Here is a 23,912-nt window from a genome sequence, read left to right as displayed (position 1 = left end):
CCATTTTAAGTTGCGGTAAGCATCAATCACCATGCTATCGCTCTCTCCCTTCTAAACCATTTAACGGTAGGCGGTTTTTTCATTTGTCGTCTTTACACGTTTTTCTTCTATTAATATAGGTAGTTCATAACCTATAGAAAAGATTTATAAAGGGATATTTCCATGCCTTTTCTTAGGTAGTGCTTTCTTCTTGTTTTTTAGCATTTCCAATGCACTAGCGATACTTTTTCTCGTATCCCTCGGGTCAATTACATCATCAACAATGCCATTAGCTGATGCGACGTAAGGATTGGCAAACCGTTCGCGATATTCATTGATTTTTTCTTGCCTAAAGGCCTCCGGATCTATACTTTCACTAATCTCTTTTGCAAAAATGATATTGGCCGCTCCAGCTGGTCCCATAACCGCAATTTCTGCATTAGGCCAAGCAAATACTAAGTCTGCCCCGATTGCTTTACTGTTTAAGGCAACGTAAGCCCCACCATATGCTTTTCGAAGAATCACGGTAATTTTGGGAACCATAGCTTCCGAATAGGCATATAAAATTTTCGCTCCATGCCGGATTATCCCGCCATGCTCTTGTTGAATTCCTGGGATAAACCCACTCACGTCTTCAAATGTAATTAACGGAATCTTAAAGCAATCACAGAATCGGATAAAGCGAGCACATTTGTCAGATGAATCAATATCAAGGCCACCAGCCATCATCTTCGGATTATTTGCGATAATACCGACTGTATCGCCGTTTATACGGCCAAAGCCAACGACAATGTTTTTAGCGAATTTCGGCTGAACTTCCATGAAATTTTGATCATCGACAATTAAATGAATCACCTTACGAACGTCATAAACCTTCGTTCCATCAATCGGGACAACATCAAGTAGTTCATCGATTCTTTCATCTAAAGGAATATTATTTACTGGCTCTTTGTAAGGTGGGTTTTCTTCATAGTTTGATGGCAAGTAACCAATTAATCTCCTGACTTGGTTTAATACATCTTCTTCTGTTGGTCCAGTAAAATGGGCATTTCCACTAATTGTGGAATGAACGGACGCGCCACCTAGATCTTCACTATTAATTTTTGCTCCCGTTACCGACTCAATTACCTTTGGACCTGTAATAAACATTTGACTTGTTTTTTCTACCATGAAAACGAAATCTGTAATCGCAGGAGAATAAACAGCCCCCCCGGCACAGGGTCCCATAATCACGGATATTTGTGGGATTACGCCTGAATAAATGGAGTTTCGATAGAAAATGTGTCCATATCCGTCTAGTGATAAAACACCTTCTTGAATTCGTGCTCCACCTGAGTCATTTAACCCGACTATAGGTGCTCCATTCTCAGCTGCTAAGTCCATGATTTTGGTAATCTTCGTCGCATGCATTTCGCCAAGGGCTCCGCCGAAAACAGTAAAATCTTGAGCAAAAAGGAAAATGAGGCACCCACCAACCTTACCGTATCCTGTAACAACCCCTTCTCCAGGAGCCTCACTTGATCCATATTCAAGGCCGCGATTTTCTATGAATGGGTTTATTTCAACAAATGTTCCTTCATCCACTAATATTTCGATACGCTCTCTAGCAGTAAGCTTCCCGCGTTCATGCTGGGCATCAATCCGTGTATAACCGCCCCCCAGCTTCACTTTTTCCCGACGCTCTTCCATGATCTCGATTTTATCGAACATATCCATGCCGTGAGTCCTCTCCTATCATGTTTAAAGTTTATTGCTTATGCTGTTTTTACGAGGAACAAGGGCTGACCATATTCAACAACCTGACCGCTTTCCACAAAGATTTCAACAATTTCACCACTAACTTCCGCTTCCAGCTCATTCATAAGCTTCATGGCTTCCACAATACATAGCACTGTGTCTTCCTTTATTTGATCTCCCACTCTTACATAGACATCAGAATCAGGTGATGGAGCCGCATAAAATGTTCCCACCATTGGGGAAGTAATTTTATGAACCGATGTTTCCTCAGTAGTTGTCGATGATGTTTGTATTCCTTCCTGTTTTTGAATGGGGGCGGCTTCCACTTTCACAGGTGCGACAGGAATAGTCGCTGGGACTTGTGTTTCATCGATAAGCGCTACTTGTCCGACATTCATTTGTTTACTAATCGATATTTGCTGCTCATTTTCACCTTTAATCGTTAATTCTCCAATTGAAGAACGGTCCACTGCCCGAATTAATTCTTTAATGTCATTCATTTTAAACATAATAAAAACTCCTTCTATAATTTATTTTCTGTTATTTTTTCTTACTCATTTCAGATTTCTCAGTCCCGATTATCCGGTCAATCTCATCAACAATTCCCAAAAATTGTTTTTTCACCATTACCTCTTCTCTTTACTAAATAAGCTAGTGCTACTGAATACTTCAAATCACTACTAGTTACTTAGTGGAAGCCGTTAAATCATTCATCTCTAAAAATTTCGTGTTAAAATTACCAGCTTTAAAATCCCGATGTTCTAATAAGCGAAGGTGGAAAGCGATTGTTGTATCAATTCCTTCAATGACGAACTCGCTTAAGGCTCGCTTCATCCTTGCAATTGCTTCTTCCCGATTCTTTCCATGTACGATTAATTTGGCAATCATCGAATCATAAAATGGTGAGATCGTATATTCTGGATAAACTGCGCTATCGACTCGGATTCCAAATCCACCTGGAGGTAGGTATAATCGAATTTTCCCAGGGGATGGCATAAAGTTTTTATCAGGATTTTCTGCATTAATCCGGCATTCGATGGCCCAACCATTGATATGAATATCTTCTTGTTTGACAGATAGCCTATGACCTGAGGCAACTAGTAATTGTTCTTTGATTAGGTCTACTCCTGTTATAAGTTCTGTAACTGGGTGTTCAACTTGAATACGGGTATTCATTTCCATAAAGTAAAAGTTTTTATGTTTATCTAGTAAAAATTCAATCGTCCCTGCACCTGAATATTGTACGGCCTTCGCGGCTTTTAATGCCGCCTCACCCATTTTCGTCCTTAGTTCTTCATCAAGTGCAGGGGATGGCGCTTCTTCAATTAGCTTTTGATGGCGTCTCTGGATTGAGCAATCACGTTCCCCTAAGTGCACGACATTACCAAAGGAATCACCCATAATTTGGATTTCAATATGTCGAGGCTCTTCAATGTACTTTTCTAAATAAACACCTGCATTACCAAAAGCTGTAGCTGCTTCTTGCTGCGCCATTGAAATTGCTTTTTTTAACTCTTCCTCGCATTCAGCAACCCGCATCCCTTTTCCACCACCACCAGCAGTGGCTTTAACAATAACGGGATACCCGATACTTCTTGCTATAAACTCAGCTTCCTCAATGTCTTCAATAATCCCATCCGTACCTGGAACAATTGGTACGCCAGCGGCTTCCATCGTTTCCCTCGCTACCGCTTTCGCCCCCATCTTACTGATTGCCTCAGGTGATGGACCAATAAAAATGATATCGTTTTCAATACATATATTAGCAAACTCCGCACTTTCTGCTAAAAATCCATAGCCAGGATGGATAGCATCTGCATGTGATACTTGAGCAACCATTAACAAATTTGTCATATTCAAGTAGCTCTTGGATGATAGATGTGGTCCAATGCAATAAGCTTCATCTGCTAGACGTACATGCAGAGCTTCACGGTCTGCTTCAGAATATACAGCGACCGTTGATATCCCCATTTCCTTACACGCCCTAATGACACGGACAGCAATTTCTCCTCGATTAGCAATAAGAACCTTTTTAAACATATCCAGTTTCCTTTCCAAAAGTGTTGTCTATCAATTATTCCATTGATAGCAGATTTTTTATTGAGAAGAGATGCACTTATTAATCAGGAGTAATACATGTTCTATTCCAGATCTGTTTAAGAATTTACTAATACTTTTCTAATTTCCCTCGTTATAAGCGGAATCAACTCAAACAAATCCCCCACATTACCGCAGTCCGCTACTTGAAAAATATAGGCTTCGGGATCTTTGTTAATCTCAGCGAGAACTTTAGAGTCAGATACCCCGGCTAAATGCTGAGTGGCACCTGAAATTCCGCAAGCAATGGACAATTCAGGTTTACGACTTTTCCAGTCTGACCGATTTGAAGTGAATAATCTCAATATTCAGCACCTGCACATCCGCCAATTCCTCAAGCGGTTGTGTTCCATCAATTCGGGTCGGCAACGAGCTATAAGGTTGGATTTACAAATCGCTTCATGGCAAAACCGCTTCAAAAATTCCAGAGACTTTTATGTCACTTTCACTGTTTTATACCTGTACTTCACCCACAACTACGTTATCAGCCCTTTTTCTCTACCACTTTGTCAACAAACCTCCATTTTCTCTTGAAAGCCATAACTGCCATGGTAATCAATGATTTGCAAGAAAGTGAGCGGAACAGGAGTACCATCATAACCGGCATCCTTAGCTGACCCCAGGCTGTAGAAAAATGGGTTATCATCTCCTATTGCAATCATCAATTCTTTTATTTTTCCTTTTCCCACTGTCACGCTGTATGGCTCTAACTCGTGCACAAGTATATATTTCACGTTTGCAAGCCCATTCGCCGGTTTTTAATTGATTACCATTCCTGTTTTCGTTAATTTTGAGTATTTTCTATGCTTTAAGCAGATTTCCGGCAATAACAAGACGCTGAATCTCTTGCGTCCCTTCATAGATTTGGGTGATTTTAGCATCTCTCATATATCGTTCTACCGGGTATTCCCTTGTGTATCCATATCCGCCGAATACTTGAACAGCCTCCACCGCTACTTCCATGGCAGTGTCTCCAGCAAATAGTTTGGACATGGCAGAGTGAAGTCCGTAAGGAACTCCTTGATCCTCACGCCAAGCTGCCTGATATGTCAATAAACGGGCAGCTTCAATTTTTGTGGCCATATCGGCTAATTTGAATTGAATAGCTTGAAGTGAGCTAATCGTTTTGCCAAATTGGACGCGATCCTTTGCAAATGCGACAGCTTTATCAAATGCCCCTTGAGCGATTCCAACAGCTTGGGATGCGATTCCGTTCCTACCGCCGTCGAGAGTCATCATGGCAATCTGGAACCCTTCACCCACTTGGCCTAAAAGATTGTCCTTTGGAACGCGGCAGTCCTCAAAAATGACCTCTGTCGTGGCGGAAGAGCGAATGCCTAGCTTTTTTTCCTTCTTTCCTACCGAGAAACCCGGGAAGCCCTTTTCCACAATAAACGCAGATATGCCTTTATGCTTTAGTGTCGAGTTGGTCTGTGCGAAAACGATATAAGTGTCGGCATAGCCTCCGTTGGTGATAAAAATCTTCGATCCGTTTAAGAGCCATTCATCTCCGTCTAGAACGGCTGTTGTTCTCATTCCACTGGCATCAGATCCGGATCCAGATTCCGTCAAGCAATACGCACCCATGTTTTTTCCTTCCGCCATTGCCCGTAAATATTTTTGCTTTTGATGTTCCGTTCCAAACTTGTAAACCGGCCATCCGGCTAACGATGTATGTGCGGAAAGTGCGGTCCCAATTGAAGCGTCCACCCGAGACAATTCCTCTACCGTGATCACATAACTCAAGTAATCGGCACCTGCACCTCCGTACTCTTCTGGCCAAGGTATGCCGCATAAACCAAGTTCCGCCAGCTTGTGCCAAATCTTGATATCAAAATATTCCTCTTCATCACGTTGAGCAGCAGTAGGTTCACATTCGTTTAGAGCAAACTCTCGCACCATTTTTTGCATCATCTGATGTTCCTTAGATAATAAAAAATTCATTATTAGTCCCCTTTTTTGATTTCATTATTCCAAACATGATTTCTTCTGAAAAACTATGTAAGCCATTTGTCATCGTAAATCTATAAAGATACTACTTTTAAAAGCTCCAAACCTTGTCAAGTATAGGACTTTAATCACTCTTTACACTTTTTGTTCGATAAGCTTTCGGGAATAGATGGTTACCCATTTCCTTGGCAGCAATCCCACAGATTTAGCCATGAGTTTATTTTTAAAGCCTGGAATGATCACAGTTTTATCCTTCATTAACCCTTCATATCCGCACTTGGCAACAACTTGAGGTTCTATTAGGTTCTTAATGAAAATTTTTGTTCTTGTTGAAGCTAACCCTTGCGTAAGCGGCGTTTTGGTTGAAGGGGGACATAATACAGAAGCTTGAACTCCGGTTCCTTTAAGTTCTTCCGCAATTGCTTCCGTAAAGAATAAGACGTAAGATTTGCTGGCCCCATACATCGACATCCGTGGGGTTGGCTGAAAGGCTGCTGTTGAAGCCACGTTTAAAATTTTACCTTGCTTTCGTTTCACCATGTCATCCGCAATAAGTCTTGTCAGATACGTGAGAGAGATCATGTTGAGCTGCAGGTATTCCATTTCTTTTTGAATATCCAATTCCGTCATCAACCCTAATCCGCCAGCTCCAGCATTATTAATCAAAATATCAATGTCGATTCCTTCGCTTTTCAAGTATCGATGCAAGCCCTCTACCGTTGTATAACTGCTCAAATCGCCGGCAAAAGTATTCACTTGCACGCCATATTCCTTTTTTAAACTCTCGGCTTGTTGGCCCAACAACACCGAATCTCTGGCAACTAATACCAAGTTGTAACATTGCTCTGCAAAAACTTTTGTGAATTCATATCCAATCCCTTTTGTAGCACCAGTAATCAAAACCGTCTCTGCTGTCATTTATCATTATTCCTCCTAACGTTATTTTCTATTAAATAAGAATATTAAAAATTTTAAAAATATTATCATATTAACGATTATACTTATAAGTTTTAATTAAATAAAATTAAAAATTTTAATATATAAATTATTATTATTAATATCAAAAGAGATAGCCCAGAAAAAGAGAAGCCTCTTCGTCATTGGACGCCGGGCTTCTCTTTTTTTATAAATCTAACTAAAATTTAGTCACATCAATTGGTTCAATTCCTTCAGCCGCACAATGTTCATAATATTTTCTCAGGAATGTTTCCCAATTGTCTCTGGCAACAATTTCTCCTTCTTCACCCAAATAGTCCAATGTTCCTTCTACAATATTGAAGGTGATAACATCTTCATCCCCTACAGCTATCGGCGTATGTTTGGAGCCTGCAGGCTCATAAACCATGTCACCAGGCTTGGAGATCCAAGGCTCCTCGAGATATCTCCAAGTCCCTTGGACGGTATAAACAATGACTGTTCCAGGATGGAAATGGGCCGGAAGCTGCATTTTCGCAGGAACACATAACAACGTAACCGTCTGTCCTGTCACAGGGTTGGCTTTAAGCAATTTAAATTTCGCATCTCCAAAATATGGAATCCAAGGCAATTCATCTACACTAACATTACCTGCATGAAATACTTCTACTTCTTTTACATCTTTTAAATTACTCACTTAAAATCCCCTCTTTCAATAAATATTTATTAAATTCGCTTATTGTTTTTCTTTCATCAACAAGCAAATTAAATAGTTTCAAATTTGTTAATTTCAGTATATTCTTAATTATCAATTAAGTAAAATCGATATTTTTTAATTGCAATTAAGTATAATTAATTTACGCAACCACCTTATTTGGATAAAATTCACTTAGCCCCAAGTCCACCATCAAGAGTCAATATATGTCCAGTACAATAATCAGATGCTGCTGAAGCAAAGTAAAGGAGTGCACCTACCAAATCATTGTCACTGCCTAATCTTCTAACTGGAACTTGTGAAGCGATGAAAGGGCCTGCTTTGTGTACAAGTGTTCCCGGTATTTCTGGGTTATTCATTCCTGTAGTGAAAACTCCAGGAGCAATTGAATTTACATACACTCCATGCCGGCCCCACTTAACTGCTAGATCCTTCGTTAAAGTCATGACTGCACCCTTACTGGTTGTATATCCGACAGAATCCACAGCTTCCGGGTCAACACCTTTAAAGCCGATACTAGAAGAAATATTAATGATTTTACCGTATTCGTTGTTAATCATATGTTTTCCAACTGCCTGACACATCAAGAATGTTCCTGTCAAATTTGTATCCAGCATAGCTTGCCATTGTTCTAAAGGCATATCCGTAGCAGGTGACTCAAAAACTGTTCCGCTGCTGTTGACTAAAATTTCGATTTTTCCAAAATGAGTTACCGCTTTTTCTACACCTTGAACGACTGATTCCCGATCTGTGACATCCAATGATAGAACAAGTGCCTGTCTTCCTAACGCCTCGATTTCTTTTACAACTGCTTCGCAAACTTCTAAACGCCGTGAACATACAACAACGTTTGCTCCGGCTTCTGCCAATGCCAGTGCCATTACACGACCTAACCCGCTGCCGCCTCCGGTAACGATTGCTGTCTTACCATTTAAATCAAACAATTGGTTTAATGACATTCTAGTTCCCCTCCTGTTTTTTGAATATTCAAAGATTTTAAAATATTATTGATATTGATTATACTAATAAATTATAATTAAATAAAATTAAAGATTTTAATGTGGTAAGTAAGTATTACTAATATTAAAAAGGAGAACAGTCATGAATATTGAACAATTATTATATATCGTAGAAGTCGCAAAATACAGTTCTCTGTCTATCGCAGCACAGAATCTACATGTGACCCAATCCAACATCAGCCAGTCCATAACCAACTTGGAAAAGGAGTTGGGGATTAAAGTTCTTAAGCGGTCACGGGGACACGGCGCTGTCCCAACCGATGAAGGAAGAATCATTTTGAAACTCGCCTATGAAGTACAAAAAAAACTTGAGGAAATAAAAGAGACTGCTAACTTATTGAATTCCACGGAAGTGGGGGAACTAAAAATTTCGTCATTACCTGGATTGATGACGTTCCTGGTAAAAGCGATAGCATCGTTTAGACATGATTATCCGCACGTAAATTTGGAGGTTTCCGATAAAAGTGGATCTGCTGTAATTGGAGATGTTCGACAGCACAAGACTGACATTGGACTGATTACGTATTCAAGTGATTTGAACATAAACATGGAAGGAATAGCTTTTGAAGCATTAATCGAAGGGAAGCAGAAAGTATATGTTTCTAAGCATTCTCCCTTAGCCATCCTTGGTACTATAACTCCGCATGATATACTTGATCAAACTCTCGTGACATATAAGGGTGAATTTATGCAGTATTTTGTACAAGAATTCTTTCATAAATATAAGCCCTTGAAAATCTTATTTACTTCAAATAATATGGATGGAGTTCTCCAAGCAGTCAATGAAAATTTGGCAATTACATTTGCTCCTGATTTCGTAATGAAAAACTATCCCCTTATCATTAATGGCGATATCGTTCCAATTGATTTGGTGTATCACCCGACTGTAAATATTTCTTTAGGATTAGTTCGTTCAGAGAATAAACATTTGTCCAGTTTTGCCAACAAATATATTCATTATTTAAAATCAGAAATCATTAAGAATTAAAAGAAAAAAAGAGAAGGCTCTTCGTCTCAAGGTGGCGAAAAGCTTCTCTTTTTTAAAATCTATCTCTACCCTAACAGAAATTAGCAGTGTTATCTCTTTACCTTTTAATAGAAGCCTTTTGGCGATCCCCTTCACCACATGTCTTTTCCATCACTTCATCAAGTGAAACACCTTCTTGAGTTTCAGCAAGAAACATTCCCTCAGTAAAATCAACAAGCTCTACTTCCAATTCTCCACTTAAAAATTGCTTTTCAAAGAACTTGTTCTCACCTACTATTTTCTTAATCTTTTTATTGGTAAGCAGTGACCCCATTCCCAATCATCCACCCCACAATTGTTACTGCCCGCCTTTCTAACTCTTCCAGTTTTTTAGAAACTCATTTTCTGCTTCAAGGAATTTGATTCACGCTTCGGCATTCTTAAGTTGACCCTCTACAAACAGTGGCTTGGAAGAAGGGCGTCTTATACTTCCTTTTCCACTGTGTTCCGTAAGAAAAGCCTTCCTCACCAAACCCTTTCAAAGGTATCATACCAGCGATGTAGACAACGCTTAGGTTGTTCCTTACCAATTATTTCGAAATTAAATCCATGTTCCAAGAAAATTTGAGAGGGGGATTTCCCCTTATTCTATTCCTTAACAGCTTTTGTTTTAAATTCATGATTTTAGGAGATAGTGCGCTCTGAAGCACTTATGATAGTAGGATTCTTTTTAAGTTCTTTAATCCGAAATTCAGAGTATATATATTCTTTCTCATGGAAATCCTCCTTCCATACTCTTTAAACCTATTGAACAAAGAAAACCCGGATAAGGGACACTTTTTTATGTGTGTCCGTTATCCGGGGTATAGTTCAAATCCTGTTACGAAACTACTGAATTATTTAATCCTCCACTTCAATATGATCATCAGCGTAAGTCTCGGTTATCTTATCCTGACAACTCCAGCACTTGCTGCGATTTCGCTCCATAATAGCTAATTCTTCACGACACAATACACAACAGTCCATCTCAGAAACGGCCTTTTCATTTTTACACATAGTTTATTTCCCTCCTTGATTCACCTATTAATGATTTTTATACAATAACTTGTTCCTCAGGTTTTATCTGATTTTGGTTCACAGGACGGACAATGGCCCAAAACAATAATCCGATTACGAACATGACCAAAGAAGTTACTTGGAAGCCATAACCATATCCAATTGCCTCTGTTCCTGCATACTGGATAAAATACCCGAATATGAGAGGAGCAATAATGCTTGTTGAACTTGATAGAGCCACATAGGTCCCTTGAGCCTTTCCAATGTTTTTGGGAGAAAATAATTCCATTAATATGGCGGGTGCGAGTGAAAGAATAACAATCGCAAAACCCGGAGCAAGGATGAAGAATAGAATGGAAATAGAACTAGAATTAAAGGCATTTGCAAGAAATAAACAAATAGCGGATAGCACCATCGTAATCCCTGCAACATTTATTCGTGCTTTACGAATATCTCCTGTTTTGCGATAAAGCCAATCCGATAACAAGGCAAATACAATTTGGCAAAGGGCAGCAAAAAGAAAAGGTAAAGACACTGCAAGTTTTAACATTTTTCCATCAAAACGTTTAATTTCGGTAAAATATGCAGGAAACCATACAGCTTGAACGGACAATAACCAATAGGCACAGCCTGCACACAAAACGATAAAAATAAAATTTTTAGATAATAGATACGGAAGAAACTGACGCCAAGAAACATTAGAAGAAATTATTGAGTGCTTATCTTCTTGATCAAAAGTATACGAACCGATTTCTTTTGGGCTTTCTTTTCCAAGAATCAACCATAAAACTAGCACCATTAGTCCAACAATTCCCATGGCTATAAAAGCAGATCTCCATCCATATCCATTGATCAAGGAGATTAATAATGGCGAAGCAATCGCGGGCCCGATTGTTGCTCCAAAGAGAACAGCACCAAAGCCTATACCATGTCTATGTTTAGGGAACCATTTACCTATTATTGAAGTTGATATAGCAACTGCAGGACCTTCTCCTGCTCCCAAGACCATTCTTGTCAAAACTAGCAGAGACAGACTGGAAACAAAAGGAGTGGTAAATTGAACAATCAACCAGATAAACGAGATCCAAGTAAACATTTTTTTCGTATTTCTTGAATCGGCCATTCCCCCTAGAATGAAAGATGAAAAGGTAAAGAACCAAAAAAACGAACTCCCGACAATTCCCCATTGTGAAGGACTTAAATGTAACTCTTTCATTAGAGGAACAGAAACCAAACCAATGATGATCTTATCAACCTGGTTGATCATACCTGAAGCTACAAGAATTAATAATATGATCCAAGAATATTTAGGTGTTTTCAAATTAATAATCTCCCCTTCTATCCCGTTAACATGAATCAATTGGTGTTTTAAAAGTTTTTAAAGGTAAATCTTCCGTGTTAAACCTTGTCTAAACTCTTTATATTTATTAATTCCATTACCTCATCTTATCTACAATACCTCCAACTGTTTTTTCATGTACCGGAATACCGCCGCGACCCGCTTTACCTGTTTTCTCATCAATGAACATCGCGAAGTCTGGCGCAATTTCTCGCCCATTTGGCATCGTGAGCCATAATCTTAATAAATGACGTTTGCGTTCAGGTTCTTCATAGTCTTCGTATACAGTACGTGAATGAAGTACAGAATAATTATTAACAAATTGCATATCACCCGGTTCCATCATCATATCAATATGCATGTTTTCATCATATAAGAGGGAATCTATTAAGTCATATGCTTCAGTTTCAACTTTTGACAAATATCTCCCTGTTTTCGCTTGTGCCGATTCGACATACCCGCGGTTATATCTGCAGCTTAATTTACCTTCGTAATAACTAAAGACTGGTGATGAATAAACAGGAGATTCACCTGGTGTTTCCTCACCACGACGATCCAAAAAATATGGAAGATAAAGAATTCCAAGATACTCTGGGTACCTATCCAGAATTTCATTGTAAACCGCGATGGAACTTACGATACTACTGTAACCTCCAGATTTAGCTTTTCGAAGGCTTAATAATCCGACTACGTCAGAACCATCTGGGTGAAAGGGAAGATGAGCATTCGTTTGGTAACCACGTACATTTGAATCATTAATGTCGAGACCTTGGTCAACAACATGCCCTAATAGATCACCTTTTGCGTTTTGCGTTACCGGGATGCCCAGGTGGACTCCGATACCCCAGTATATGATGCTTGCTTCTTCATCTGTATACTTTTCAATTGGTAAGCCACGAATTAATAGAAAACCTCTCCCATTTTCCAGCTCGTTTATAAAATAAGCTATTTCGTCAGAAAGATCCGGAATTGGAAAGTCCTCCTTGTTAAAATCAGGTGCCTTTAACCCTTTTTGTTTTACATAAAATAAAGCGCTTTCAAGATTTGCAATCGTTTTCTCTGACAAATAATAAATCCATGAATCATCTTTTGCTATCTCAATACCTTTCCAAGCTACTGGTCCTTGAATTTTTTTCTTTAAAATAGACGGCAACGAGAACCCTCCTTCGTTTTCTATGGCAATCAATTTTAACTAAAGTACTTAATGAAAAAGTTTGGGCTGTTTTCCTACTTTAAAAGCGACTGCCTCTATCTTTCACACCCTTATACAAACAATTATTGTTTAATTAATGATGTTCCTTGTCCCCCCCTTCATTTCCGTTGAAGCGCTTTAAATAACTTCTGACTGTTATAAATGTTATTCTGTTAATTATATTCATAATTTTCAGTTAAATAAAATTAAAATTTTTAATCTGCAAATCATCTTTACTAATAAATGGAAAATAATACACCTTTGTAAATGACAATCGTTCAACACATTAATATAACTTAAGTGTAATTAAAAATTTTTAATTTTATATAATTATCATTTATAGGTAGAATCAAAGATAGAAATGATTAAATATTCTCACAAATAACTTTCAAGCAGAGGTAATACAAGTTAATTCGAAACAGGAGGTTGAACTATGGACTTAAAATTATCTGGAAAAAAAGCACTTATCGTTGGAGGAAGCCGGGGGATTGGCAAAGCTATTGCCCGTCAGTTGGCTTTGGAAGGTGTTGATTGTACGATTTGTTCAAGAAACGAATCTTCACTAAAGAATGCAGCAGACGAATTGGCAAAAGAAACCAACAGAAGTATTTATCCAATCGTGGCAGATACTAATGATCCTGACTCTATCCTTAATTTAGTTGAAAAAACAGCAGCAGTAATGGGGAGCATTGATATTTTAATCAACAGTGGGGCCCGTGTTGGAGGCCATGAACCAGAGGAATTTAATAGCATTAAAGATGAACTTATCCTGAAAGATTTTGAAGAAAAGTATTTGGGCTATTTTCGTTGTATCCGGGCTGTTGCTCCTTATATGATTCAAAACAATTGGGGACGTATTATCAATATAAGTGGTCTAGCAGCTAGAATAGGCGGCAATTATTTTAGTTCCGGACCTCGTAATGCGTCTGTTGTCCATATGACAAAATCCGCATCATTAGAATTAGGAAAGCACGAAATTACTGTCAATGCTGTTTATCCAGGGATTGTCGATACTGAAACGTTTAGAGGCCGTGTCACTAATGAGGAAGCTATACGCCAGGCAGCATCAATGAATGCCCTCGGCCGCATGATTACACCAGAGGAAATTGCTTATGTCGTTACCTTCCTAGCTTCACCTTTGGCGGCATCGATAACTGGCGATGTCATTTCGGTAACCGGTGGAATTGGAAATACCGTTTATTACTAAATGCCTAGGGTTACTATTGTTATTGTTTCGTTTGTAAAATTAAATAGGTTATTTTAAGCGAGCCTCACTAAATTCTGAGGCTCGCTTCATTTAAAACATTTTCTTTCAATCTATCCCAATTGTATATTTTAAGGAACTCAAGAACTTCTCGATCCTAGAAACAGTCAATTCTATGTTCTTTGAGAAAATATCCATTTGTACAAAAAATCCGTGGACCATCCCGGGTTCACATCCATATTCAACTTGAACACCAAAATCTTTCAGACGTTCAGCATAGGCCATTCCTTCATCCCGAAGCACATCATTTTCCGCTGTAATAACCATTGCTGGCGGGAGACCACTCAAATCTTGAGCTACCAAGGGGGAAGCATACTCATTACATCTGTCCTCACTATTCCTTAAATAATGATCACGGAACCAAATCAACTGTTCGCGATCAAGACCAAATCCTTTTGCAAAGGTTCGATGGGATTCCGTATTGAACTCAAGATTTGTCGCAGGATAGATTAAGACCTGTGCAGTGATGTTTGGACCTTTTTTGTTTCTAGCCATCATCGTAATTACAGTAGCTAGATTTCCACCTACGCTATCCCCTCCAACTACCAATCGAGAAACTTCTCCGTTAAATGAAGGCCCATTTTCAAAAACCCATTGCAATGCGGAATAGGCGTCTTCTACTGGAGTCGGAAACTTATACTCTGGAGAAAGACGATAGTTTACGGATACAACGATACTTTCCGTTCGATTCGCTATCATTCGGCAGCTAGCATCCGATGATTCAATGTCTCCTAGAACCCATCCTCCACCATGGTAGTAAATAAATAGAGGGAAAGGACCTTGCCCTTCCGGTATATATACCCTGCATTTGATTGTTTCATCCTGGCTTACCGGAATCTTGAATTCCTCAACTTTCGAAAGCGGTTCCAGTTTTACGGCAGAACGCGGTGCTTTAGAAAGCATCTCTCTCACTGACTTATGATCCATCGTATGAATAGATGGCAGCTGATTAAATGCTTGTAAATATTTTTCTGCTTGCGGATCTAAATTTGCCAAAAAACATCATCCTCACTTCAGTTTTTTAGAAAAATTAACCAGTTATAGAAACATAAAATGGTGATTTTATTCATTATTTTCTTTGAATAAAATCACCATACAAGAAATATTGGTGATTATTATTACCACCGGTTTTTATCTAATTACAGGTGCTCCTCCTATATAAAACTCGAAACCAGGAGCAATTTTTCGGCCATTTGGCATCATGAGCCACAATCTTAATAAATGACGTTTGCGGTCTTCTTCTTCATAATCTACAAATAGTGTACGTGAATGAAAAACGGTATAATTATTAACGAATTGCATATCACCCGGTTCCATCATCATATCAATATGAAAGTTTTTATCAGCAGTAAGGGAATCTATATAATTAAATGCTTCGATTTCCTCTTTCGTTAAAGAGATACCTGTTTTCGTTTGTGCTGATTCGACATACTGACGTATATATCTACAGCTTAATTTACCATCGTAATAGCTAAAGACCGGTGATGGAACTACGGGTGATTGACCTGGTGCCTCTTCCCCACGAAGATCATGGGCGAATGGACGATAGAGAATTTCAAGATACTCTGGGTGATTATCCAAAATTTCATTATAGATAGACATCGCACTAGCGATACTGCTTAAACCGCCAGATTTCGCTTTACGAAGACATAGTAATCCGACAACATCAGCGAGATCTGTGTGATAGTCAAGACGTACATTCGTTTGGTAACCTCTTACTGTTGTATTATCATTAAAGTCTTTACCCATATTTTTGATATGCCCCAAGAGGTCACCCTTTTTTTCTTGAATGATCGGTAGGCCCAAGTGGAGTCCAAGACCCCAGTAAATGATACTAGCTTCATCGTCGGTATATTGATCCATTGGTAATCCACGAATCAATAGAAATCCTCTCCCATTCTCCAGCTCATCAACAAAATAAGCAATTTCATCAGTGAGATCAGGAATAGGGAAATCATCCTTGTTAAAATTGGGAGCCTTTAACCCTTTTTGTTGAACATGTAATACAGCCTTGTCTAGAGCTGCAAGGGTTTTCTCTGACAAATAATAAATCCATGAATCATCTTTTGCAAGTTCGATACCTTTCCACGCTGAACGCCCTTGAATTTTTTCCTTTAAAATAACTGACATACATACTCCTCCTTTATATTTGTTATAACGCTGTAATCGACAGAATATTTTGAATTTAAAGTTTATGGTACACTTATTAATTATTCATAAAATGACTATCATTTGTAACTAATAATTAAGTTAGACTAATATAATCTTACTAAGAATCTTTTCAATCTACGTTTTATATCACTTAAATGCTCACATGCTCATCTGTTTCATTTATTGTGTGGCTTTCTTTTGCGGGACGTACACAGATCCAAAACAATAATCCGATTATGAGCATCCCTAAAGAAGAGGCTTGAAATGCGTATCCATATCCGATAGCTTCAGTCTCCGCATTTTGAATAAAATAGCCAAATACGAGTGGAGCAATAATACTTGTAATACTCGCAAGTGCAATGAACGTCCCTTGTGCCTTTCCAATATTTTGAGGAGAAAAAAACTCCATCAATATTGCGGGTGCGAGTGAAAGAATGACATACGCAAAACCAGGAGCAAGGGTGAAGAACAATATGGACATCGCCGTGGAATTCGCGGCATTTGCTAGGTATAAGCATAAAGCGGATAACATCATCGTTATACCGGCAAGATTTATTCGTGCTTTACGAATATCTCCGGTCTTACGATAGAGCCGATCTGATAGAATGGCAAATCCTAATTGGAAAAAGGCTGCAAAAAGAAAAGGTAAAGACACGGCTAATTTTAATGTTTGACCATTAAAATGTTGAATTTTGGTGAAATAGGCTGGAAGCCATACCGCTTGTACGGACAATAACCAATAGGCACCCCCCCCGCACAGAACGATCAGAATAAAATTTTTAGATATCAGATGCGGAAGAAACTGACTCCAAGAAACTTTAGAGAGTCTGGATGATTGCTGCTCCTTATGCTGTATCGACGGACAGCCGATTTCTTCAGGACTTTCTTTACCGAAAATCATCCATAAAACCAGCACAATCAGTCCCAGAATACCCATCGCTATAAATGCAGATCTCCATCCATAATGATCAATCAAGGAGATTAATAATGGTGAAGCGATCGCAGATCCTCCGGTCGTTCCTAATAGAACCGCACCAAAGCCGATGCCGTGCCTATGTTTCGGGAACCATTTTCCCATGATTGCCGTGGATAGAGCGGGGGCAGGACCTTCACCAGCTCCCAAAATCATTCTGGTTAACAAAAGCATGGACAAACTGCTAACGAAAGGGGTAACAAATTGAACTATCAACCAAATCAAGGACATCCAAGTTAACATTTTTTTTGTGTTTTTTGAATCTGCCATGCCGCCAAGAATAATAGATGAGAAGGTAAAGAACCAAAAGAAAGAACTCCCTACGACTCCCCATTGCGTTGGACTTAAATGTAACTCTTTCATTAAAGGAACTGAAACCAAGCCAATAATTATTTTATCTACTTGGTTGATCATCCCGCTAAGAACAAGAAATAATAAGATAATCCAAGAATACTTTGGAGTGCTTGTCATGTGAATCCCCCACGTTTTACTATATAAGGAACACCTTTTTCTGAGTTCTTAAAAGGTGTTCCCACTCGTTCTTAACGTTTTATAAAAATCACTTCAGGGTTTCTACAATACCGCCAGATGTTGTTTTACGTTGCGGTACGCCGCCGCGACCTGGTTTACCAGTATTCTCATCAATAAACATCGCGAATTCAGGGGAAATTTCCCGACCATTTGGCATTGTGAGCCACAATCTTAAAAGATGACGTTTGCGTTCCGGCTCCTCATAGTCTTCGTATTGAGTACGTGAGTGCAGAATCGTATAATTATTGACGAACTGCATATCCCCCGGCTCCAACATCATGTTATAATGCAAATTCTCATCATGAAGGAGGGAATCCAGTAAGTCTAATGCTTCAATTTCCACTTTCGACAATTGGATGCCAGTTTTTGCTTGTGCTGATTCGATAAATAAACGGACATATCTACAGCTCAGTTTACCATCAAAATAATTAAAGATTGATGATTTAAATACTGGAGGTTCTCCCGGAGCCTCCTCTCCACGGCGATCAAAGAAAAATGGACGACAGAGAACTCCTAGATATTCCGGGTTCTTCTCCAAAATTTCATTGTAAACAGTCATCGAACTTATGATACTGCTGTGCCCTCCAGATTTCCCTTTTCGCAGGCTTAATAATCCAACAACATCAGATCCATCTGCATGAAATGGAAGATGCAGTTTCGTTTGGTAACCACGTACATTAGAATTTTCTAAGCTAAAACCTTGATCTTTGACGTGCCCTAAGAGGTCACCATTTGCGTTTTGCGATACCGGAATGCCCAAGTGAAGTCCGAGACCCCAGTAAATGATGCTTACATCTTCATCTGTATACCTTTCAATAGGTAATCCACGAATTAATAGGAACCCTCTCCCATTCTCCAGCTCTTCAACAAAGTAAACGATTTCTTCATATAAATCAGGAATCGGAAAATCCTCTTTGCTAAAATCAGGTGCTTTTAATCCCTTTTGTTTAACATGAACCAAAGCGTTCTCAAGAGAGGCAATCGTTTTTTCAGACAAATAATAAACCCATGAATCATCTTTTGCCAGATCAGTGCCTTTCCACGCTACTTGCCCTTTTACTTTTTCCTTTAAAATGGTTGACATTATTATCCCCCTTTAATAAATTGGTTCTTTTCTTACTTCAGTCAATTCTCTTAACTCTCTGCGCAAAATCTTCCCTGTTGAATTCTTAGGCAGTTCTTTAAAAAATTCTACTCGTTTAGGAAGTTTGTACTTCACCAGCCTATCCTGACAGAATTGAATAATGTCATTCATGGTGATATGCTCATCCTTAACTACGACAAAAGCTTTAACACTTTCACCGTATTCCCCATCTGGAACTCCGATTACGGCAGCCTCTACTACAGCTGGATGTTGATACAGGACTTCCTCCACTTCACGAGGATATACATTGTAGCCTCCAACAATAATAATGTCTTTCTTGCGGTCAACAATGTAGATGTATCCTTCTTCATCCATTGTTGCGAGATCACCAGTGTAAAACCACCCGTCATTAAAAGCAGCTGAAGTAGTTTCCGGCATCCCCAAATATCCCTTCATTACATTTGGCCCTTGAACAACTAATTCTCCGACCTCTCCTCTCGGCAATTCTTTTCCGAACTCACCTACAACTTTGCTTTGGACAGCTGGAATATTCAAACCGATAGAACCTGGCTTGCGAGTTCCTTTTAAAGGATTAATAGCGACGAGAGGAGAAGTTTCCGAAAGCCCATATCCTTCCAAGATAGAAACATTAAACTTGTTTTCAAATTTATGCAGCAGTTCTGCCGAAATCGAGGCACCTCCAGAGATACACATGCGGATAGATTGGCAATCCTCCGCATTCGCTTCAGGCAATTGATAGATAAAACTGTACATCGTAGGTACTCCAGCAAACACGGTTGCCTTTTTTTCTCGAATGATGCTGACCACGTCATGAGGGCTGAATTTAGGCTGGATAAGGACTGTTGCCCCACAAGCAACTGGCGCATTCAGACAAACTGTCATACAGAATACATGGAACATTGGCAGAACAGCTACTACACGATCTTTTTCATCGAATTCTAATAATTTTGAAATGGAGTCCGCATTTGAAACCAAGTTCCGATGCGTTAACATTGCACCCTTTGGTTTCCCGGTTGTTCCTGATGTGTATAGAATGACTGCAAGATCTTCATCATCAATGTAAGGGCTTCCACAAGCATTAAAGCTTGTGCTTGTTTCCATGAGACGCTCCCATGTCGATTCCTGATCCTCGGCTTCGGTATAAACCACAAGCTTCAAATTTTCCAATTGCTTTTTTACTTCAGATAACTTCGGTTCTACAGATACATGAGTAATGACCGCTTTGGCTTGACAATTGTCTAATAAGTATTTGATTTCCCCTTGGGTATAAAAAGGATTGATCGGAACAACAAATGCACCAAGCCGTAAAATACCGTAGTACGCAATGAGAAATTCAGGGCTATTTCCTAATATAAGAGCCACTCCATCTCCCTTCCTGATTCCTTGTACATAGAGACCAGCAGCCAATTGATCCACCTTCTGATTTAGTTCTTGATAAGTAACACTTTTATCTCCATAGATATAAGCGATACTTTCTGGGAAATTACTTGCGCTTCGTTTTAGATTTTCGTTTAAGTTATAACTCATTAAATGAATTCCACCCCTTTTCTCACATAGAAGGCTTTGAATCGCCAACTATTTTGAATATTTAAACTATTATTACATTTTAAGTATACTCATAAATTATAATTAAATAAAATTAAATATTTTAATTTGTATGTAAGTATTAATAATATTAAAAAGGAACTTCAGGATTACAGAAGGGCTACTTAGATGATCTCTCCATCTACTTCTAAAAAAAGACACTGCCTCATTAAAATGAACTATGCCACTTTTTCGGACAGTATAACAAGGCGCCTATGCGGCTAATAGGTGGTCCGAGTTTTGTACCGGGGCCATTTTCTTTAGTCCCCATCGAAAACGAGACTCATTTCTCATAACACCTATTGAAACATAAAAAAACCCGGATAAGGGACTTTTTTATGTGTGTCCGTTATTCGGGGTATAGGTCATGTATCCTCAGTTTTTTAATTTTCACTTAATTAAGATTCCAAATGTGATTATCACAGCTCTTTTGAAATATTATTATTCCTTTTCTTTTTCACTAAAAGAATGATGGCAATGATAAAAGCAACTGCGCTATATAACCAGGTAAACATAAAGGCAAGGCCCAATCCGATATTTGCATCCATATAATCGTTTTTCACATGATCTATCGCTAAATATAAAAGCGGTGCAGCTCCGATGATGAACAGGATCACCCAGAGAACATTTCTTTTCGGATTCTTGGTTGATAAAATAATAATGATGAAGGATAGCAAGAGAAACGCTTCTGAAGCTATCGTCAACGTTACCAGATTACTCATAATAATTCACTCCTAATCGTGGTTGCATAAATGGAATATATTTATGTTCCCTTCTATGCTACTTTTCGTTCCTATATTATTATATTAAAAAAACCTGAATACCTCCAACAGGAATGAAGGATCCAGGTTTCATGTTAATTTTTCTTGGATAATTGCAAGGCATTCTTGATGCTTTTCAGTGATTTTGAGCTTCCATACATCAAGACACCACCCCGATAGATTTTTGCTCCGATTATTCCAAGTAAAACAATCGTTAAGATCAAGACTGCAATGCTGATGGCGATTTCCCAGAATGGAACTTCAAGCATCCCTACACGCAAGAACATGATCATCGGCGTGAAAAATGGAATGAATGATGTGATCGTAATATAACTGGCTGACGGATTTCCCAGTCCAAACATCGCAATCATGAAGGCGATGACAACTAACATGGTCATCGGTGATATCATTTGCTGGACATCTTCAATTTTGCTGACAACGGACCCAAGGCATGCCGCAAGAGTCGCGTACAGAAAATACCCAAGCAAAGCGAAGATGATTGCATAAATGATCGTTGAGATATCGGTGCTGCCGAAACCGAAAAATGAAAAGAATCCTTCATCCATACCCGTCAAGTTTTGTTTAATCGAGAAATAGCCCACCCCAAAAAATAAAATCATTTGAGTAAGACTAAGCAATGCAACACCCATTATTTTGGCAAACATCTGTGTGACTGGCGGGACACTTGAAATCAGGATTTCCATGACTCGTGATGTTTTCTCAGTAGCCACTTCCATTGCAATCATCGTTGCATACATCAAGACACCGAAGTAAATCACGAATAAGAGAACATACACGAGACCTCGTGCTTGATTGAGATCCTCTTCCGTTTTAGCATTTTTCTGAAGCGCAATCGTATCAAATGCTGGCGGCGTATTCAATTGAGCGATTTGCTGCTCTGTCAAATTCAATTCCTTCGCGGTTATTTGACCCTTCAATTGGGTTAGCGCTAAAAGCAAATCATTACTTACCGCAGAATCTGAAATTTGATTCGCTTTATACGTTCCCTTGAAGCCGAGAGTTTCATCATTTTCGATTATCAAATACCCAACGATTTTTTCCGCACTGACCATTTCCTCCGCTTCCTTTTCATCCTGGGCGGATATTATCGATAGGTCATCGTTCACACCTGCTACCCCTTTTTTATAAGGATCAAATAAGCTGCCTTCAGTCTGATCGATGACGGCAACCTTTTCCTGTTCATCACTGTCGAATTTATCAATAAGATTCGAAAGATTCGAAAGGACGAGAATCAGGGCCATCATAATGATTGTAGAAATGATAAAGGATTTCGTCTTTAATTTTGATAGATATGTATGGGAAAGGACAATCCAAAATTTATTCATAGACGGCACCTACTTTTTCAATGAAAATATCGGTCAGCGATGGTTCTTCCAATTCGAATTTCCGGACGAAACCTCTTGGAACAAGATCACGTAGCATGCTCTCAGCCACGTCTTCACCAGTGACTTGAAGAATTTTCCCTTCCATCGTGTTCTTGACTTTTGTCACACCTGAATAATTATCCAAAAAAGATAGATCAAAATCAGCTTTAATTGAGACATTCTTTTTACCAAAAGAACGCTTGATTTCTTTTAACTTTCCAGCCACAACAGGGGAACCTTTATGCATGATGCAAAGATGCTCGCACATCTCCTCGACATGCTCCATGCGATGGCTCGAGAAAACGATCGTCGTGCCGCTGTCCCTTAAGTCAATGACAGCTTTCTTCAGGATTTCCACATTCACTGGATCCAGTCCGCTGAAGGGTTCGTCAAGGATAAGTAATTCAGGTTTATGGATCATGGATGCGATCAGCTGGATTTTTTGTTGATTTCCCTTTGAAAGCTCTTCAACTCGCTTATCGATATACTCGGGTACCATAAAGCGGTCTAGCCAATACTCCAATTCATTCAAAGCATCCCGTTTGTTCATCCCTCTTAATCTAGCCAAATACACAATTTGATCGCGTACCTTCAGTTTTGGATATAGTCCGCGTTCCTCAGGAAGATAGCCAATCATTGAACTGGTCGTATAATCGATTTTCTTACCATCCCAGATCACTTCCCCTTCAGTGGGGTCAAGCAGGCCAAGTATCATTCGGAACGTGGTCGTTTTCCCCGCTCCATTCCCGCCTAAAAAGCCGAACATTTCTTTTTCGGGGATAGTTAAATCAAGCTGGTTTACAGCTGTGAAATCCCCGAATTTTTTCGTAACTTCTTTGATTTGTAAAGACAATGCACAACCTCCTATTATATGATTCTTATTATATGTTAACGGAAAGGTTTTCCAATTTCAACTATCATCAAGAAACAACTAACTCTTTTTCTTCTTCGATTATATGCAAATTTCCAGAAAAAATTAACGTTTCACGTTTGCCCTTTACCCTACTGCGAAACTTAAGACACCCCCCCTTTCCCTTCCTATTGGTAATAACATGGTCAACATTTTCACAACCCCGTACGTCTCCTGCCTTTCTCTAACACGAGCATGTTACTAAACTGAAAGCCCTTATTTGAAAACGAGGCAATAAAAAATTAGATTGGGTACCGTAAAGATACCCAACCTCTATAAGTT

The 23,912-nt window shown here is 39.0% G+C and carries 21 protein-coding genes and 2 pseudogenes; 2 read left to right on the top strand and 21 right to left on the bottom strand.

The features are described from left to right. Positions 1–144: 144 nt before the first annotated feature. The 9 genes and pseudogenes from OSJ91_RS11440 to OSJ91_RS11400 form a co-directional block, all read right to left on the bottom strand. Entirely contained in the window at positions 145–1,695 is a 1,551-nt protein-coding gene (locus tag OSJ91_RS11440; protein ID WP_485891597.1) for an acyl-CoA carboxylase subunit beta, read from the bottom strand. A 38-nt stretch (positions 1,696–1,733) separates the two neighbouring features. Next, entirely contained in the window at positions 1,734–2,225 is a 492-nt protein-coding gene (accB, locus tag OSJ91_RS11435) for an acetyl-CoA carboxylase biotin carboxyl carrier protein (RefSeq protein WP_485891596.1), read from the bottom strand. Between the two features lie 175 nt (positions 2,226–2,400). Continuing rightward, positions 2,401–3,756 (bottom strand): acetyl-CoA carboxylase biotin carboxylase subunit, encoded by a 1,356-nt coding sequence (gene accC, locus OSJ91_RS11430; RefSeq protein WP_350302321.1) that lies wholly within the window; start codon positions 3,754–3,756, stop codon positions 2,401–2,403. Between the two features lie 116 nt (positions 3,757–3,872). Beyond that, a pseudogene (locus OSJ91_RS11425) lies at positions 3,873–4,114 on the bottom strand (FAD-binding protein); the annotation flags it as partial. Positions 4,115–4,322: 208 nt separating this feature from the next. Next, positions 4,323–4,547: an FAS1-like dehydratase domain-containing protein gene (locus tag OSJ91_RS11420; RefSeq protein WP_485891595.1), complete on the bottom strand. Its 225-nt coding sequence runs from the start codon at positions 4,545–4,547 to the stop codon at positions 4,323–4,325. Between the two features lie 67 nt (positions 4,548–4,614). Continuing rightward, positions 4,615–5,757: an acyl-CoA dehydrogenase gene (locus tag OSJ91_RS11415; RefSeq protein WP_350302319.1), complete on the bottom strand. Its 1,143-nt coding sequence runs from the start codon at positions 5,755–5,757 to the stop codon at positions 4,615–4,617. Between the two features lie 141 nt (positions 5,758–5,898). After that, the gene (locus tag OSJ91_RS11410; protein WP_350302318.1) at positions 5,899–6,681 is read right to left on the bottom strand and encodes an SDR family NAD(P)-dependent oxidoreductase; all 783 of its coding nucleotides are present in this window, start codon (positions 6,679–6,681) and stop codon (positions 5,899–5,901) included. Positions 6,682–6,898: 217 nt separating this feature from the next. Next, positions 6,899–7,375: a 2,4'-dihydroxyacetophenone dioxygenase family protein gene (locus OSJ91_RS11405; RefSeq protein WP_350302317.1), complete on the bottom strand. Its 477-nt coding sequence runs from the start codon at positions 7,373–7,375 to the stop codon at positions 6,899–6,901. Between the two features lie 188 nt (positions 7,376–7,563). Then, entirely contained in the window at positions 7,564–8,352 is a 789-nt protein-coding gene (locus OSJ91_RS11400) for an SDR family NAD(P)-dependent oxidoreductase (protein ID WP_350302316.1), read from the bottom strand. Positions 8,353–8,494: 142 nt separating this feature from the next. On the opposite strand from OSJ91_RS11400, the gene OSJ91_RS11395 reads away from it, so the two are divergent. Continuing rightward, positions 8,495–9,400, top strand: coding sequence for a LysR family transcriptional regulator (locus tag OSJ91_RS11395; protein WP_318290926.1), 906 nt, complete (start codon positions 8,495–8,497; stop codon positions 9,398–9,400). A gap of 211 nt (positions 9,401–9,611) precedes the next feature. Here OSJ91_RS11395 and OSJ91_RS11390 read toward each other — a convergent pair. From OSJ91_RS11390 to OSJ91_RS11375, 4 genes and pseudogenes are all read right to left on the bottom strand, one after another. Continuing rightward, a pseudogene (locus tag OSJ91_RS11390) lies at positions 9,612–9,742 on the bottom strand (succinyl-CoA--3-ketoacid-CoA transferase); the annotation flags it as partial. Between the two features lie 537 nt (positions 9,743–10,279). After that, on the bottom strand, positions 10,280–10,435 hold the full coding sequence (locus OSJ91_RS11385) for a hypothetical protein (protein ID WP_158226103.1): 156 nt from the start codon (positions 10,433–10,435) through the stop codon (positions 10,280–10,282). Between the two features lie 37 nt (positions 10,436–10,472). Next, the gene (locus tag OSJ91_RS11380) at positions 10,473–11,756 is read right to left on the bottom strand and encodes an MFS transporter (RefSeq protein WP_350302315.1); all 1,284 of its coding nucleotides are present in this window, start codon (positions 11,754–11,756) and stop codon (positions 10,473–10,475) included. A 115-nt stretch (positions 11,757–11,871) separates the two neighbouring features. Then, on the bottom strand, positions 11,872–12,927 hold the full coding sequence (locus OSJ91_RS11375; protein ID WP_485891594.1) for a TauD/TfdA family dioxygenase: 1,056 nt from the start codon (positions 12,925–12,927) through the stop codon (positions 11,872–11,874). A gap of 472 nt (positions 12,928–13,399) precedes the next feature. Between OSJ91_RS11375 and OSJ91_RS11370 the strand changes: the two genes are divergently transcribed. Next, positions 13,400–14,173, top strand: a complete 774-nt coding sequence (locus OSJ91_RS11370) for an SDR family NAD(P)-dependent oxidoreductase (protein WP_350302313.1) — start codon at positions 13,400–13,402, stop codon at positions 14,171–14,173. Positions 14,174–14,278: 105 nt separating this feature from the next. Here OSJ91_RS11370 and OSJ91_RS11365 read toward each other — a convergent pair whose 3' ends face one another. From OSJ91_RS11365 to OSJ91_RS11330, 8 genes are all read right to left on the bottom strand, one after another. Continuing rightward, positions 14,279–15,226, bottom strand: coding sequence for an alpha/beta hydrolase (locus OSJ91_RS11365; protein WP_485891593.1), 948 nt, complete (start codon positions 15,224–15,226; stop codon positions 14,279–14,281). Positions 15,227–15,361: 135 nt separating this feature from the next. Then, entirely contained in the window at positions 15,362–16,360 is a 999-nt protein-coding gene (locus tag OSJ91_RS11360) for a TauD/TfdA family dioxygenase (RefSeq protein WP_485891592.1), read from the bottom strand. Positions 16,361–16,532: 172 nt separating this feature from the next. Then, positions 16,533–17,825 (bottom strand): MFS transporter, encoded by a 1,293-nt coding sequence (locus tag OSJ91_RS11355; RefSeq protein WP_485891591.1) that lies wholly within the window; start codon positions 17,823–17,825, stop codon positions 16,533–16,535. Positions 17,826–17,913: 88 nt separating this feature from the next. After that, positions 17,914–18,969, bottom strand: coding sequence for a TauD/TfdA family dioxygenase (locus OSJ91_RS11350; protein ID WP_318290920.1), 1,056 nt, complete (start codon positions 18,967–18,969; stop codon positions 17,914–17,916). Between the two features lie 12 nt (positions 18,970–18,981). After that, the gene (locus tag OSJ91_RS11345; protein ID WP_485891590.1) at positions 18,982–20,517 is read right to left on the bottom strand and encodes a long-chain-fatty-acid--CoA ligase; all 1,536 of its coding nucleotides are present in this window, start codon (positions 20,515–20,517) and stop codon (positions 18,982–18,984) included. A gap of 476 nt (positions 20,518–20,993) precedes the next feature. Continuing rightward, positions 20,994–21,296, bottom strand: a complete 303-nt coding sequence (locus tag OSJ91_RS11340; RefSeq protein ID WP_485891589.1) for a hypothetical protein — start codon at positions 21,294–21,296, stop codon at positions 20,994–20,996. A 134-nt stretch (positions 21,297–21,430) separates the two neighbouring features. Continuing rightward, positions 21,431–22,681, bottom strand: coding sequence for an ABC transporter permease (locus OSJ91_RS11335; protein ID WP_350302306.1), 1,251 nt, complete (start codon positions 22,679–22,681; stop codon positions 21,431–21,433). Beyond that, on the bottom strand, positions 22,674–23,573 hold the full coding sequence (locus tag OSJ91_RS11330; protein ID WP_485891588.1) for an ABC transporter ATP-binding protein: 900 nt from the start codon (positions 23,571–23,573) through the stop codon (positions 22,674–22,676). Before OSJ91_RS11330 ends, OSJ91_RS11335 begins: the two co-directional genes overlap by 8 nt. Positions 23,574–23,912 lie beyond the last annotated feature (339 nt).

The organism is Bacillus sp. T-10(2022), assembly GCF_056502895.1.
The sequence above is the reverse complement of the archived record's forward strand: the minus strand, read 5'-3'. Positions and strand labels throughout refer to the sequence as shown.

Coding starts and splice junctions, on each gene's coding strand:
- OSJ91_RS11395 (WP_318290926.1), top strand. CDS start 8,495: ATGAATATTGAACAATTATTATATATCGTAGAAGTCGCAAAATACAGT.
- OSJ91_RS11355 (WP_485891591.1), bottom strand. CDS start 17,825: ATGACAAGCACTCCAAAGTATTCTTGGATTATCTTATTATTTCTTGTT.
- accC (WP_350302321.1), bottom strand. CDS start 3,756: ATGTTTAAAAAGGTTCTTATTGCTAATCGAGGAGAAATTGCTGTCCGT.
- OSJ91_RS11440 (WP_485891597.1), bottom strand. CDS start 1,695: ATGGATATGTTCGATAAAATCGAGATCATGGAAGAGCGTCGGGAAAAA.
- OSJ91_RS11415 (WP_350302319.1), bottom strand. CDS start 5,757: ATGAATTTTTTATTATCTAAGGAACATCAGATGATGCAAAAAATGGTG.
- OSJ91_RS11400 (WP_350302316.1), bottom strand. CDS start 8,352: ATGTCATTAAACCAATTGTTTGATTTAAATGGTAAGACAGCAATCGTT.
- OSJ91_RS11370 (WP_350302313.1), top strand. CDS start 13,400: ATGGACTTAAAATTATCTGGAAAAAAAGCACTTATCGTTGGAGGAAGC.
- OSJ91_RS11345 (WP_485891590.1), bottom strand. CDS start 20,517: ATGAGTTATAACTTAAACGAAAATCTAAAACGAAGCGCAAGTAATTTC.
- OSJ91_RS11350 (WP_318290920.1), bottom strand. CDS start 18,969: ATGTCAACCATTTTAAAGGAAAAAGTAAAAGGGCAAGTAGCGTGGAAA.
- OSJ91_RS11410 (WP_350302318.1), bottom strand. CDS start 6,681: ATGACAGCAGAGACGGTTTTGATTACTGGTGCTACAAAAGGGATTGGA.
- accB (WP_485891596.1), bottom strand. CDS start 2,225: ATGTTTAAAATGAATGACATTAAAGAATTAATTCGGGCAGTGGACCGT.
- OSJ91_RS11360 (WP_485891592.1), bottom strand. CDS start 16,360: ATGTCAGTTATTTTAAAGGAAAAAATTCAAGGGCGTTCAGCGTGGAAA.
- OSJ91_RS11340 (WP_485891589.1), bottom strand. CDS start 21,296: ATGAGTAATCTGGTAACGTTGACGATAGCTTCAGAAGCGTTTCTCTTG.
- OSJ91_RS11385 (WP_158226103.1), bottom strand. CDS start 10,435: ATGTGTAAAAATGAAAAGGCCGTTTCTGAGATGGACTGTTGTGTATTG.
- OSJ91_RS11335 (WP_350302306.1), bottom strand. CDS start 22,681: ATGAATAAATTTTGGATTGTCCTTTCCCATACATATCTATCAAAATTA.